This window comes from Streptomyces soli, assembly GCF_003999195.1.
Classification (GTDB): domain Bacteria; phylum Actinomycetota; class Actinomycetes; order Streptomycetales; family Streptomycetaceae; genus Actinacidiphila; species Actinacidiphila soli.
Genome location: NZ_RJVR01000317.1, coordinates 37,096 through 50,990 on the forward strand (window position 1 = coordinate 37,096; position 13,895 = coordinate 50,990).

General features: G+C 70.3%; 14 protein-coding genes. 12 read left to right on the plus strand and 2 right to left on the minus strand.

The window, feature by feature from the left end:
• Nucleotides 1–12: 12 nt before the first annotated feature.
• Nucleotides 13–1,632 carry a diguanylate cyclase CdgB gene (cdgB, locus tag EFK10_RS36445; RefSeq protein ID WP_127359923.1) on the minus strand — a complete coding sequence of 540 codons (1,620 nt, stop codon included), beginning with the start codon at nt 1,630–1,632 and terminating at the stop codon, nt 13–15.
• 407 nt (nt 1,633–2,039) lie between these two features.
• On the opposite strand from cdgB, the gene EFK10_RS36450 reads away from it, so the two are divergent.
• The 11 genes from EFK10_RS36450 (at nt 2,040) to EFK10_RS36500 (ending at nt 10,432) form a co-directional block, all read left to right on the plus strand.
• Complete coding sequence (locus EFK10_RS36450) at nt 2,040–2,513, plus strand: flavin reductase family protein (protein ID WP_127359965.1); 474 nt, start codon at nt 2,040–2,042, stop codon at nt 2,511–2,513.
• 116 nt (nt 2,514–2,629) lie between these two features.
• Complete coding sequence (locus EFK10_RS36455; RefSeq protein WP_127359924.1) at nt 2,630–3,538, plus strand: Rossmann-like and DUF2520 domain-containing protein; 909 nt, start codon at nt 2,630–2,632, stop codon at nt 3,536–3,538.
• Nucleotides 3,535–4,485 (plus strand): pantoate--beta-alanine ligase, encoded by a 951-nt coding sequence (gene panC, locus EFK10_RS36460; RefSeq protein WP_127359925.1) that lies wholly within the window; start codon nt 3,535–3,537, stop codon nt 4,483–4,485. Before EFK10_RS36455 ends, panC begins: the two co-directional genes overlap by 4 nt.
• Nucleotides 4,482–6,191: an L-aspartate oxidase gene (locus tag EFK10_RS36465; RefSeq protein WP_127359926.1), complete on the plus strand. Its 1,710-nt coding sequence runs from the start codon at nt 4,482–4,484 to the stop codon at nt 6,189–6,191. Before panC ends, EFK10_RS36465 begins: the two co-directional genes overlap by 4 nt.
• Nucleotides 6,191–7,171 carry a carboxylating nicotinate-nucleotide diphosphorylase gene (nadC, locus tag EFK10_RS36470; protein WP_127359927.1) on the plus strand — a complete coding sequence of 327 codons (981 nt, stop codon included), beginning with the start codon at nt 6,191–6,193 and terminating at the stop codon, nt 7,169–7,171. Before EFK10_RS36465 ends, nadC begins: the two co-directional genes overlap by 1 nt.
• Complete coding sequence (locus EFK10_RS36475; RefSeq protein WP_127359928.1) at nt 7,171–7,968, plus strand: type III pantothenate kinase; 798 nt, start codon at nt 7,171–7,173, stop codon at nt 7,966–7,968. The genes nadC and EFK10_RS36475 overlap by 1 nt, the downstream gene beginning before the upstream one ends.
• Before the next feature lie 81 nt (nt 7,969–8,049).
• Nucleotides 8,050–8,706, plus strand: coding sequence for a hypothetical protein (locus tag EFK10_RS36480; protein WP_127359929.1), 657 nt, complete (start codon nt 8,050–8,052; stop codon nt 8,704–8,706).
• Nucleotides 8,707–8,760: 54 nt separating this feature from the next.
• Complete coding sequence (locus EFK10_RS36485; RefSeq protein ID WP_127359930.1) at nt 8,761–8,943, plus strand: hypothetical protein; 183 nt, start codon at nt 8,761–8,763, stop codon at nt 8,941–8,943.
• Between the two features lie 79 nt (nt 8,944–9,022).
• A complete protein-coding gene (locus EFK10_RS36490) occupies nt 9,023–9,418 on the plus strand; it encodes a BlaI/MecI/CopY family transcriptional regulator (RefSeq protein WP_127359931.1) in 396 nt (131 codons plus the stop codon).
• Between the two features lie 9 nt (nt 9,419–9,427).
• Nucleotides 9,428–9,946, plus strand: coding sequence for an amino-acid N-acetyltransferase (locus EFK10_RS36495; protein ID WP_127359932.1), 519 nt, complete (start codon nt 9,428–9,430; stop codon nt 9,944–9,946).
• A 144-nt stretch (nt 9,947–10,090) separates the two neighbouring features.
• A complete protein-coding gene (locus EFK10_RS36500) occupies nt 10,091–10,432 on the plus strand; it encodes a histone-like nucleoid-structuring protein Lsr2 (protein ID WP_127359933.1) in 342 nt (113 codons plus the stop codon).
• Here the strand turns inward: EFK10_RS36500 and EFK10_RS36505 are convergent.
• The gene (locus EFK10_RS36505) at nt 10,363–10,836 is read right to left on the minus strand and encodes a hypothetical protein (RefSeq protein ID WP_127359934.1); all 474 of its coding nucleotides are present in this window, start codon (nt 10,834–10,836) and stop codon (nt 10,363–10,365) included. The two genes, EFK10_RS36500 and EFK10_RS36505, sit on opposite strands and share 70 nt — an antisense overlap.
• 400 nt (nt 10,837–11,236) lie before the next feature.
• Between EFK10_RS36505 and EFK10_RS36515 the strand changes: the two genes are divergently transcribed.
• Nucleotides 11,237–13,765, plus strand: coding sequence for an ATP-dependent Clp protease ATP-binding subunit (locus EFK10_RS36515; RefSeq protein WP_127359935.1), 2,529 nt, complete (start codon nt 11,237–11,239; stop codon nt 13,763–13,765).
• Nucleotides 13,766–13,895 lie beyond the last annotated feature (130 nt).

Genomic DNA, 13,895 nt, shown 5'->3' on the forward strand with positions numbered 1-13,895 from the left:
GGTGGGCGGCCGTCAGCCCGCGCGGCGGTGGTTGCGGTTGCCGGAGCGGGAGCGCTTCTCCAGGTACATGCGCTGGTCGGCGGATTGCAGGACCTGTTCGGCGGTCATGCCGCAGCCGGCCCAGCCGATGCCGAAGCTGGCGCCGACCCGGACCGCCCGGCCCTCGACGCGGATCGGCGGGATGATGGCGTTGCGCAGGCGTTCCGCGAGGTCGGCGGCGTCGTCGCGGGCCAGCCCGTCGGCCAGGACGACGAACTCGTCGCCGCCGAGCCGGGCGACGGTGTCGCCGTCGCGCACGACGCTGGTGAGCCGCCGGGCGACCTCGATGAGGACGGCGTCGCCAGTGTGGTGGCCGAAGCGGTCGTTGATGGACTTGAAGCCGTCCAGGTCGCAGAAGAGCACGGCCAGGCCCTTGCCCGCGACGGCGTCGCCCTCGGGGGCGATGGTGTGGGTGTGGTGGTCGTAGCCGACCAGCGGGGCCGCGCTCTCCTCGGGCCCGTAGCCGTAGCTGTACGCGTCGGCGTGCAGGGCGGCGCCGTTGTGGTGCGGCCGGTCGCAGAGCTTGCCGGAGAGCCGGGCGCGCAGCTCGGCGCTGTTGGGCAGGCCGGTCAGCGAGTCGTGGCTGGCACGGTGGGCGAGGGCCAGCTCGCGGCTCTTGCGCTCCTCGATGTCCTCGACGTGGGTGAGCAGGAAGCGCGGCCCGTCGGTGGTGTCGGCGACCACCGAATTGCGCAGCGAGACCCACAGGTGCGTACCGTCGCGCCGCGACAGGCGCAGTTCGGCCCGGCCGCCCTCGGCGCTGGTGCGCAGCAGGACGCCGACGTCCTCCGGATGGACGAGGTCGGAGAAGGAGTAGCGGCGCATGATCGCCGCGGGCCGCCCGAGCAGCCGGCAGAGGGCGTCGTTGGCGCGTACGACCCTGCCGTGCTGGTCGCCGCCCATCTCGGCGATGGCCATGCCGCTGGGGGCGTACTCGAAGGCCTGCCGGAAGCTCTCCTCGCTGGCGCGCAGGGCCTGTTGCTCCCGCTCCAGGCGGACCAGGGCGCGCTGCATATTTGCACGTAGACGCGCGTTGCTGATGGCGATGGCGGCCTGGAAGGCGTACATCTGCAGGGCTTCACAGGCCCAGGGGCCGGGGTGGCGGCCGTTGACGGGTTTGTCGACGGAGATGACGCCGATCAGCTCGCCGCCGCCGGCGGGGGAGGCGTACATCGGCGCGTAGAGCCGGTCGTCGGGGTGCCACTCGTCGGGGAACCGCGGCGGGGGGCCTTCAGTGTGCCAGGTGGGGACGTCGTCGCCGTCCAGGACCCAGCCCTCGGTGTGGGGTATGAAGCGGAGCATGCCCCAGTGCTGGGCCATGTTCAGGCGGCGGTCCCAGGACGCGCGGCTGCCGACCCGGCCGGCCAGCAGGGTTTCGGCGGCGGCACTGCCGGAGAAGGCGGCGACGACCAGGTCACCGTCCTGGCGGACCAGGTTGACGGCGGCGAGCTCGAAGCCGAGGCCCTTGACGACGCCGTCGGTGACGGCCTGCAGGGTGTCGGCCAGACTGCGCGCGGTATTCAGCTCCGCCACGACCTGGTGCACTTGGCGCAGGGTGGCGAGTTGGACGTATGGCTCCGACTCGGTGCCCATCGCTCTCCCCGAGCCCTCGACAACAACTCCTGAGACTGCTTGTGACGCTGATTGCCTGCTTGGCTTCCGATTTCCCGTCGCAACTGAATCACAGCGAGCAGTTCGGCCGGTACACAGGGTCAACAATTCATGCCTCTTGTGACTCAAGTCACAGGAGTTTGTCAGATCTTGACTACGGACGGTATAGCTTTGCGGATCGATGTCTTCACGTGTTGAACACGATTGATCGGTTCTGACAGGTCATGTGAAGCCCCTGTGATGAGCGGCTGGTCCTAGGACTCCCGGGGTCCGCTTCTCGGTCCCGGGCCCGATGCGGCTGCGGACAGGGCCCGGCTAGCGTTCCCGGCGTGCATCCTGAGACCGTGGCCCAGCCCGTTGAAGTCGACCCCGAAGCCTTTCGCGCCGCGATGTCCCGCCTCGCGGCCGGCGTCGTCCTGGTGAGCGCGCACGACCCCGAGGAGGGTCCGCGCGGCGAGGACGTCGGGATGACGGCGACCGCCTTCATGTCCGTGTCACTCGAACCCCCGCTGGTGCTGATCAGCCTGCGCGAAGACTCCCGCATGGACGAGCTGATGGAACGCCAGAGCCGCTGGGCGGTGTCCGTACTCAGCGAGAGCCAGCGGCACATCGCCGGGCGCTTCGCGATGCGCGGCCGCATCAGCGACCGGCTGCTCTTCGAGGACGTGGCGTACTACCGGGGCGAGAAGTCCGGTGCGCCGATACTCGGCGGCGCACTGGCCGTCCTGGAGTGCGAGACCGAGCAACGGCTGCCGGCCGGGGACCACACGCTGGTCATCGGCCGCGTACTGACCGCCCGCACCCCCAGCGCCGACGGCGGCCCGCTGCTCTACTTCCGCGGGCGGTACCGCTTCCTGGCCTGAACGCCCGGCAGAGGGCAGGAAACACTCCCGTAGCATGAAGCCGTACGTCCGGTACCCCGCGAGGACTGGAACGGAAGGCCAACACAAGCGTGAACGCGTCACACAACCCGGGGCAGATGCCCCTCAGGGCCGAGGGAGCAGGCGCGCGCCCAGCGCGCCTCACCGTCGGCGTCGTCGGCACGGGCCGGGTCGGCCCCGCGCTCGCCGCCGCCCTGCAACTCGCCGGGCACCAGCCGGTAGCCGCCTCAGGCGTCTCCGACGCCTCCCGCCGCCGCGCGGCCGAACTCCTGCCCGGCGTCCCCCTGGTCGAGCCCGACCAGGTCCTCGCTCGCGCCGAGCTGGTGCTGCTCACGGTGCCCGACGACGCCCTCCCCGGCCTGGTCGCCGGGCTCGCCGAGACCGGCGCCGTACGGCCCGGCCAGCTCCTCGTCCACACCTCCGGCCGGCACGGGACCGGGGTGCTCGACCCCGCGCGCCGGGCCGGGGCCCTGCCGCTGGCCCTGCACCCGGCGATGACCTTCACCGGCACGTCGGTGGACGTCCAGCGGCTCGTGGGGTGCTCCTTCGGCGTGACGGCGCCCGATGAGCTGCGGATGGCCGCCGAGGCCCTGGTCATCGAGATGGGCGGCGAGCCCGAATGGATCGAGGAATCCGCCCGCCCGCTCTACCACGCCGGCCTCGCCATCGGCGCGAACCACCTGGTCACCCTGGTCGCCCAGTCCATGGAGCTGCTCCGCGCCGCCGGCGTCACGGAACCCGGCCGTATGCTCGGCCCGCTGCTCGGCGCCGCCCTCGACAACGCCCTGCGCTCCGGCGACGCGGCGCTGACGGGCCCGGTGGCGCGCGGCGACGCGGGCACCGTCGCCGCCCATCTGGACGAGCTGCGCAAGCACTCACCGCAGGCCGTCGCCTCCTACCTGGCAATGGCCCGCGCCACCGCCGACCGAGCCCTTGCCAACGGCATGCTCAAGCCGGAACTGGCCGAGCCACTGCTCGACGTCCTGGCCGATGGAGGGGAACGATGAGCGTCCAGCTGCTCGAGACCGCCGAGGAACTGCGGGCCTCCCGCGACCCCGGCCGCAGGCGGGCCGTCGTCATGACGATGGGCGCCCTGCACGAGGGCCACGCCACCCTGATCCGTACGGCCCGCCACCATGCGGGCGAGGACGGCGAGGTCGTCGTCACCGTCTTCGTCAACCCCCTGCAGTTCGGGCCGGCCGAGGACCTCGACCGCTACCCCCGCACCCTCGAAGCCGACCTCAAGCTCGCCGAGCAGGCCGGCGCCGACATGGTCTTCGCCCCCTCCGCCGACGAGGTCTACCCCGGCGGCGAACCCCAGGTCCGGCTCACGGCCGGCCCCATGGGCGAGCGGTACGAAGGCGCCACGCGCCCCGGCCACTTCGACGGAGTGCTCACGGTCGTCGCCAAGCTGCTGCACCTCACGCAGCCCGACGCCGCCTTCTACGGCCAGAAGGACGCCCAGCAGCTCGCCCTGATCCGCCGGATGGCCGCCGACCTCAACTTCCCGGTCGACATCGTCGCCGTCCCGACCGTCCGTGAGCCCGACGGCCTCGCCCTCTCCAGCCGTAACCGGTATCTGTCGGTCGCCGATCGGCAGACCGCGCTCGCCCTCTCCCGCGCGCTCTTCGCGGGCCGCGACATCGCCGGCGCCGGGCCCGAAGCCGTACTGGCCGCCGCCCGCGCCGTCCTGGACCTGGCGGACGGCCTGGCCCTCGACTACGTCGCCCTTGTCGACCCCCGCGACTTCACCGAGGTCTGGCCCGGCGAGGCTGGTCGCGGGGGTACGGGTGGGGGTCCCCCCAGCGAAGCGAGGGGGCGTCGCCCCCCGGGAGACAGCAGTGCCGACGCCGCGCCCGACCACACCGGCCCGGCGGTCCTCGCCGTCGCCGCGAGGGTCGGCACGACGCGGCTGATCGACAACATTCCCCTGGAGTTCGGAGCCCGCCCATGAGCGGCACAGGAACAGCTACCGGCATAACCCTGCACGCCGCCGCCCCCGGCTGGTCCCTGGACGCCGACGTGGTGGTCGTGGGCTCCGGCGTAGCGGGGCTCACCGTGGCGCTGCGCTGCGCGGCCGCGGGCGAACGCGTCACCGTCGTCACCAAGGCCCGCCTCGACGACGGCTCGACCCGCTGGGCCCAGGGCGGGATCGCCGCCGCGCTCGGCGAGGGCGACACCCCCGAGCAGCACCAGGCCGACACCCTCGTGGCCGGTGCCGGGCTCTGTGACGAGGAAGCCGTCCGCATCCTCGTCACCGAGGGCCCCGACGCCGTACGCCGCCTCATCGCGACCGGCGCGCAGTTCGACACCGCCCCCGGAACCGGCGAAATCCTGCTGACCCGGGAGGGCGGCCACCACCGCCGCCGGATCGCGCACGCGGGCGGCGACGCGACCGGCGCCGAGATCTCCCGCGCGCTCATAGACGCGGTGCGCGCCGCTGGGGTTCCCCATGCCGAAGGCCAGGGTCGCATCGAGTTCATCGAGAACGCGCTGGTCCTGGACCTGCTCACCGACGCCGCAGGCCGCACCGCGGGAGTCACCCTGCACGTCATGGGCGAGGGCCAGCGCGACGGCGTCGGCGCGGTCCGCGCCAAGGCGGTCGTCCTCGCCACCGGCGGCATGGGCCAGGTCTTCTCGGCGACCACCAACCCCGCAGTCTCGACCGGCGACGGCGTCGCCCTCGCCCTGCGCGCCGGCGCCGAAGTGAGCGACCTGGAATTCGTCCAGTTCCACCCCACCGTGCTCTTCCTCGGCCCCGACGCCGAGGGCCAGCAGCCCCTGGTCTCCGAGGCGGTCCGCGGCGAGGGCGCCTATCTCGTGGACGCGAACGGCGTGCGCTTCATGCAGGATCAGCACGAGCTGGCCGAGCTGGCGCCCCGCGACATCGTCGCGAAGGGCATCATGCGCCGGATGCGCGAGCAGGGCACCGAGCACATGTATCTCGACGGCCGCCACTTCGGCGCCGAGAAGTGGGAGAACCGCTTCCCGACCATCCTCGCCGCCTGCCGCTCCAACGGCGTCGACCCGGTGACCGAGACCATCCCCGTCGCCCCGGCCGCCCACTACGCCTCCGGCGGCGTCCGCACCGACCTGCGCGGCCGCACCACCGTCCCGGGCCTGTACGCCTGCGGCGAGGTCGCCTGCACCGGGGTCCACGGGGCGAACCGCCTCGCCTCCAACTCCCTCCTCGAAGGCCTGGTCTTCGCCGAGCGCATCGCCGGGGACATCACCGCCCACGCCGAGGCCGCCCCCGGCGAGCCGGTCATCCCGGACCCGAGCCGCCTCCCGCTGCTCTCGTACGAGACCCGGTACGAGATCCAGCGCATCATGACCCGGGGCGCGGGCGTGCTGCGCAGCGCCGACAGCCTCACGCAGGCCGCCACCGACCTGGAGCGAATCCACGACCACGCCGCCGAGGAGCTCGAACGTGACGGCAAGACCGCCGAGCCCTGCGTCGAGACCTGGGAGGCGTCCAACCTCAGCCTCGTCGCCCGCGTCCTGGTCGCCGCCGCCCTGCGCCGCGAGGAGACTCGCGGCTGCCACTGGCGCGAGGACCGCCCGGACCGCGACGACGCGGCGTGGCGCCGCCACCTCGTCGTACGCCTGACCCCCGAGCGGACGCTCGCAGTGCACACCACCGAAACGGAGCAGTTCTGATGAGCACGCCCGACCTCCCCCTCCTCCCCGCCGACGAGGGCTGCGGCGACGACTGCGGTTGCGCCTCGGGCCACGAGGGCGAGGAGTACGAATGCGGCCTCGACCCCGCGCTCGCCCAGCTCCTCACTGATGCGGGCCTCGACCCGATCGAGGTCGAGGACATCGCGCACATGGCGATCTCCGAGGACCTGGCCGGCGGCGTGGACGTCACCACCGTCGCGACCGTCCCCGAGGACGCCGTCGCGACCGGCGACTTCACCGCCCGCGAGGCCGGCGTGGTGGCCGGACTCCGGATCGCCGAGGCGGTCCTGTCGGTGGTCTGCACCGACGAGTTCGAGGTCGAGCGGCACGTCGAGGACGGCGACCACGTCAAGGCCGACCAGGTGCTGCTGACCATACGCGCCCGTACCCGCGACCTCCTCACCGGCGAGCGCAGCGCCCTCAACCTGCTGTGCCGCCTCTCCGGCATCGCCACCGCCACCCGCGCGTGGGCCGACGCCCTGGCCGGCACCAAGACCCGGGTCCGCGACACCCGCAAGACCACCCCCGGCCTGCGCTCGCTGGAGAAGTACGCGGTCCGGTGCGGCGGCGGCGTCAACCACCGCATGTCGCTGTCGGACGCCGCCCTGGTCAAGGACAACCACGTCGTCGCGGCCGGCGGGGTGGCGGAGGCCTTCAAGGCCGTACGGGAGCAGTTCCCCGACCTGGACATCGAGGTCGAGGCCGACACCCTCCACCAGGTCCGCGAGGTCCTGGCCGCGGGCGCCGACCTGATCCTGCTGGACAACTTCACCCCCGCCGAGACCGAGGAGGCCGTCGCCCTGGTCGCCGGCCGCGCCGCCCTGGAGTCCTCCGGCCGCCTCACCCTGGCCAACGCCCGCGTCTACGCCGACACCGGCGTCGACTACCTCGCGGTCGGCGCCCTCACCCACTCCGCCCCGATCCTCGACATCGGCCTCGACCTCCGCGCGGGGAACTGATGCTGCTCACCATCGACGTCGGCAACACCCACACCGTCCTGGGCCTCTTCGACGGTGAGGAGATCGTCGAGCACTGGCGGATCTCCACCGACCAGCGCCGCACCGCCGACGAGATCGCCGTGCTGCTCCAGGGCCTCATGGGGATGCACCCCCTGCTCGGCGAGGGCCTCGGCGACGGCATCGACGGCATCTCCATCTGCTCCACCGTCCCCGCCGTCCTGCACGAGCTGCGTGAGGTCACCCGCCGCTACTACGGCGACGTCCCGGCCGTCCTGGTCGAGCCCGGCATCAAGACCGGCGTCCCGATCCTGATGGACAACCCGAAGGAGGTCGGCTCGGACCGCATCATCAACGCCCTGGCGGCGGTCCACCTCTACGGCGGCCCCTGCATCGTCGTCGACTTCGGCACTGCCACCACCTTCGACGCGGTCTCCTCGCGCGGTGAGTACGCGGGCGGCGCCATCGCCCCCGGCATCGAGATCTCCGTCGACGCGCTCGGCGCGCGCGGCGCCCAGCTCCGCAAGATCGAGCTGGCCCGCCCCCGCAGCGTCATCGGCAAGAACACCGTCGAGGCGATGCAGTCCGGCATCCTCTACGGCTTCGCGGGACAGGTCGACGGCGTCGCCGAACGCATGGCCCGCGAACTGGCGGACGACCCCGACGACGTCACCGTCATCGCCACCGGCGGCCTGGCACCCCTCGTCCTGGGCGAGTCGGCGGTCATCGACGCCCATGAGCCCTGGCTGACCCTCATCGGGCTGCGGCTGGTGTACGAGCGGAACGTGTCCACGACGTAGACGCAGACGTGGTGGCCCCGCGGCGCGCCCGGGCATATCTGGTTACGCGAATTTTGTCCGGTTAGTACGTAAAGTCATTCCATGCCCACGCCACACGGGTCCCGAGGCGGCATGGCGTTCAGCGCGGATGAACTGCGCGTGCTCCGGCGCGCCCTCGCAGCGGCCCTCCAGCCCACCACACCCACCCCCGAGGACGTCCAGGAGTGCCTCCGGCTCGCCGAGGCGGTGGACGAGGCGAGCCGGGAGGGCGGGCGTCTGCGGACGTTCCTGCTCGCCGAGCTCGCCCGCTACCGGGCCGCGCTCCCGGGCAGCGCGGCCGGCTATCTCGAACGGCTGCGCGGCGCGCTCGACACCGGTTACGTCCCCGGGCCCGACGACCTCGCGGCCCTGCGTCACCTGCGCGACGAGCCCTGCGGAGCCGTCGAGGCCCGCCGCAGGGCCGGAATGCTGCGGCGCTGCGAGCACGTGGCGGAGCTGGACGTACGGGCCCGCCTGGCGGCCCGTCTCCCGGCCCGCATCCCGGCTCCGGCCAGGCCCCGGCTCCTCGCCCTGCCCGGTGGCCGGAACGACGCCGACGAGCGCAAGCCGAGGCCCCAGCCGGCCAAGCCCGAGTCCGACCCCAAGCGCAAGGTGCCGACGCCCGCCGAGATCTGGCCCAAGCGCCGCCGCGAGGCCCCACAGGTCCCGCCCGGCCCGCCGCCCCCGCCGGAGGAGCAGCACGAGCGCGCCACCGGCTGAACGCGCGCAGGGGCCCTGGGTCCCGCCCGGAAAGGGCCTGGCTACTCTGGACCCATGGACTATGTCTCCGCACTCGTGCCCCCCGCAGTGATGGCCGTCGCCTTCACCTTCCTCATCCGGACCCTGATCAAGAGCCAGGGCGGGGCGAACAAGTCGAAGGAGGACGCCGCGGTGGACTCCGCCCTCACGCAGGCGGAGGCCACCCGGCAGGCGAACGGCGCCGGACCCCGGGTCTGAAATTCAAGATCCGGCGACAAGATCCGGCATTTTGAGTATTTCCGGCATTTGACGCGGCCCAGGCCACTACTATTCGGGTGTGCCACGTCCATTGGGAGACCTCGAAGACGCCGTCATGACCAGGGTGTGGGAGTGGAACCGCCCGGTGACGGTTCGCGAAGTGCTGGAAGACCTGCGTCGTGACCGTACGATCGCGTACACGACGGTCATGACCGTAATGGACAACCTCCATCAGAAGGGCTGGCTACGGCGGGAAGCCGAAGGCCGCGCCTATCGCTATGAGGCCGTTTCCACCCGGGCCGCTTACTCGGCGGCTCTGATGAACGAGGCCTGGTCGGCCAGTGACAACCCCGCCGCGGCCCTTGTGGCCTTCTTCGGGATGATGTCGCCGGAACAGCGGGAAGCACTCCGGGACGCAATGCGCGTGGTGCAGTCCACCGACCCCGGAGCGTCCGATGGATCGAACGGGCGATAGCGTCCGCTCATGCCTGTCGCATCAAAAGACGTGACCATCCGAAGGGCCCGTACGAGCGATGTGCGGTCGATCCGCAGGTTGCTCGACTCCTATGTGCGCGATCGCATCCTGCTCGACAAGGCGACGGTGACGCTTTACGAGGACATCCAGGAGTTCTGGGTCGCCGAACGGGATCAGGACGCCGAAGTCATCGCCTGCGGCGCACTCCATGTGATGTGGGAGGATCTCGCCGAGGTACGCACTCTCGCGGTCGATCCCACGCAGCACGGGAAGGGTATCGGTCATCTCGTCCTGGAGAAGCTGCTGCAGACCGCGCGCTGGCTGGGAGTACGCCGAATTTTCTGTCTCACCTTCGAAGTGGACTTCTTCGCGAAGCACGGCTTCGTCGAGATCGGCGAGACGCCGGTGGACGGCGATGTCTTCGGTGAGCTGCTGCGTTCCAATGACGAGGGTGTCGCGGAGTTCCTGGACCTCGAACGGGTGAAACCCAACACCTTGGGTAACAGCCGCATGCTGCTGCACCTCTAACCGGACTGATCGCAGAACCGTATGTCCGAATCGTCCCCTCATCGAAGCATGGGGATCAGGATGAGTTCGTCCAAGGGGTTTGTGTTTTCCGGGAAAAGGCGCTTTGCTTTTACGGGTTATCCGTATTCGATGAAAGGAAAGCCGGTGGCACAGAAGGTTCAGGTCCTTCTTGTTGACGACCTCGACGGCGGCGAGGCGGATGAGACCGTGACGTTCGCGCTCGATGGAGTGACGTACGAGATCGACCTCACCACCGCCAACGCCGACAAGCTCCGGGGTCTGCTGACCCCGTATCTCGACAGTGGCCGCCGCACCGGTGGCCGGGCCGGCCGCGGCCGTGCGGTCAAGGCCGCTCGTGGCGGCTCCTCTGCGGGCCAGGACACCGCGAAGATCCGCGCCTGGGCCAAGGAGAAGGGCTATGAGGTCAACGACCGTGGCCGCGTCCCCGCGACCATCCGTGAGGCGTACGAGAAGGCGCACGGCTGATCCGGCACGAATTCCCGTAGCCGGAGCCGGTGGCAGGCGTTCGCCAGCGCGGACACCAGCGCCGCCAGACCAACGCCCGCAGTGCCGGCTCCCAGGCTCAGGGCGGGGAGCTGTACATCGGGTCCGGGAGGTCGCAGCCATGCCGAGGCATATCGGTGGCATGCGGCCTCCCTGCCGTTGAGCGGCACGAGATCGAGTGGAATCCCGCTCCACTCCAGCCATTCCAGCAGCCCGGGCAGATCTTCGGCGCTGTCCGGCGCCACCAGGAACTGCATGCGCCGCCCCCGCAGAGCGACCGGCCCGGTGGCCGTGAAGCGGTCCAGCACCTGGAACCCCGCCTCGGCGGGCACGTCGAGCACGTCGTACGCATCCTCGTAGCAGCCCATGCCCCGTGCAACTGACACGGGCGCGTCAGGTTACGAGGAGTATCCGATTGTTACCCATCGTAATCAACTCGCCGGTCATTCCCGCGCAAGCGTGTTCGCCCTTAGCAGACACCTACGGTGAATACGGCATGGAGTGTCAGTGCGAGCGGGTAAGAAAGTCCTAGTGGGAAGGGACGACTGGCGTGTCGGCGAGGCGGGCGTTCGCCCTGGGCGTACTGGATAAAGGTGCATCCGCCTGGCCTGCGGGAACATCGTCTCGCACCATCGGGTTGGAGCTGTTGTCGGCTGTGCGGGGCCAAACGGTCCCGGGCAGGTGCGACGGTTGAGAAGAGCTGCCCCGCTGTGCGGGACTAGCATGCGGAAGGACAGGGAGGGGACCGACCCCTAACTGCCCGACCGCTCTGAGGAGCGATTAACGATGTTCGAGAGGTTCACCGACCGCGCGCGGCGGGTTGTCGTCCTGGCTCAGGAAGAAGCCCGGATGCTCAACCACAACTACATCGGCACCGAGCACATCCTCCTGGGTCTCATCCACGAGGGTGAGGGTGTCGCCGCTAAGGCCCTGGAGAGCCTCGGGATTTCGCTCGAGGCGGTCCGCCAGCAGGTTGAGGAGATCATCGGACAGGGGCAGCAGGCCCCGTCCGGGCACATCCCCTTCACCCCGCGTGCCAAGAAGGTCCTGGAGCTTTCGCTCCGTGAGGCCCTCCAGCTCGGCCACAACTACATCGGTACGGAGCACATCCTGCTCGGCCTGATCCGCGAGGGCGAGGGCGTCGCCGCCCAGGTCCTGGTCAAGCTGGGCGCCGATCTGAACCGGGTCCGGCAGCAGGTCATCCAGCTGCTCTCCGGCTACCAGGGCAAGGAGGCCGCCACGGCAGGCGGCCCGGCCGAGGGCACCCCCTCGACCTCCCTCGTCCTGGACCAGTTCGGCCGCAACCTGACCCAGGCTGCTCGTGAGTCCAAGCTCGACCCGGTCATCGGGCGCGAGAAGGAGATCGAGCGGGTCATGCAGGTGCTGTCCCGCCGTACCAAGAACAACCCCGTCCTCATCGGCGAGCCCGGCGTCGGCAAGACCGCCGTGGTCGAGGGCCTCGCTCAGGCCATCGTCAAGGGCGAGGTGCCCGAGACGCTGAAGGACAAGCAGCTCTACACCCTGGACCTCGGCGCCCTGGTCGCCGGATCCCGGTACCGCGGTGACTTCGAGGAGCGCCTGAAGAAGGTCCTCAAGGAGATCCGCACCCGAGGCGACATCATCCTGTTCATCGACGAGCTCCACACCCTCGTGGGTGCGGGCGCCGCCGAGGGCGCGATCGACGCCGCCTCGATCCTCAAGCCCATGCTGGCGCGAGGCGAGCTGCAGACCATCGGCGCCACCACGCTCGACGAGTACCGCAAGCACCTGGAGAAGGACGCGGCCCTTGAGCGCCGCTTCCAGCCCATCCAGGTCGCCGAGCCGTCGCTCCCGCACACCATCGAGATCCTCAAGGGTCTGCGGGACCGTTATGAGGCCCACCACCGCGTCTCCATCACCGACGAGGCCCTCGTCCAGGCCGCCACCCTGGCCGACCGGTACATCTCGGACCGCTTCCTGCCGGACAAGGCGATCGACCTGATCGACGAGGCCGGCTCCCGGATGCGTATCCGCCGGATGACCGCCCCGCCGGACCTGCGCGAATTCGACGAGAAGATCGCCGACGTGCGCCGGGAGAAGGAGTCCGCGATCGACTCCCAGGACTTCGAGAAGGCAGCCTCTCTCCGTGACAAGGAGAAGCAGCTGCTTTCCGCGAAGACCAAGCGGGAGAAGGAGTGGAAGGCCGGCGACATGGACGTCGTCGCCGAGGTCGACGGCGAGCTGATCGCCGAGGTCCTGGCGACCGCGACCGGAATCCCCGTCTTCAAGCTCACGGAAGAGGAGTCCTCGCGTCTCCTGCGCATGGAGGACGAGCTCCACAAGCGCGTCATCGGCCAGAAGGACGCCATCAAGGCCCTTTCCCAGGCCATCCGCCGTACGCGGGCCGGTCTGAAGGACCCGAAGCGTCCCGGTGGCTCGTTCATCTTCGCCGGCCCCTCGGGCGTCGGAAAGACGGAGCTGAGCAAGACGCTCGCCGAATTCCTCTTCGGTGACGAGGACGCGCTCATCCAGCTCGACATGTCGGAGTTCTCGGAGAAGCACACGGTCTCCCGGCTCTTCGGCTCCCCGCCTGGATACGTCGGCTACGAAGAGGGTGGCCAGCTCACCGAAAAGGTGCGCCGTAAGCCCTTCTCCGTCGTCCTCTTCGACGAGGTCGAGAAGGCCCACCCGGATATCTTCAACAGCCTGCTGCAGATCCTGGAGGACGGTCGCCTGACCGACTCCCAGGGCCGGGTCGTGGACTTCAAGAACACGGTCATCATCATGACCACCAACCTCGGCACCCGGGACATCTCCAAGGGCTTCAACCTCGGCTTCGCGGCCGCGGGTGATGTCAAGACCGGGTACGAGCGGATGAAGGCCAAGGTCGGCGAAGAGCTCAAGCAGCACTTCCGCCCCGAGTTCCTGAACCGTGTCGACGACATCGTCGTCTTCCACCAGCTCACCGAGGAAGACATCATCCAGATCGTCGACCTCATGATCGCCCGGGTGGACGAGCGGCTCAAGGACCGGGACATGGGCATCGAGCTCAGCTCCGACGCCAAGTCGCTGCTCGCCAAGAAGGGCTACGACCCCGTGCTGGGCGCCCGGCCGCTGCGCCGGACCATCCAGCGCGAGATCGAGGACGCGCTCTCCGAGAAGATCCTCTTCTCCGAGCTCCGTCCCGGCCACATCGTGGTCGTCGGCACCGAGGGTGAAGGCGATGCCGCCAAGTTCACCTTCCGCGGCGAGGAAAAGGTCGCCGTGGCCGACGCTCCGCCGGTCGCGGCCGCCGGCTCCGGTGGCGCCGGCCCGAACCTGAGCAAGGAAGCGTAAGCGCCCAGCGCTCAGGCACCGATCAAAGGGGCTGCCCCGGACCGTTTCGTACGGTCCGGGGCAGCCCCTTTTTGTCTGCCGTCAGGTCCTGCCGGGCCGGGGACCTGGTCCCGGGGGAATTGCCCGTTGG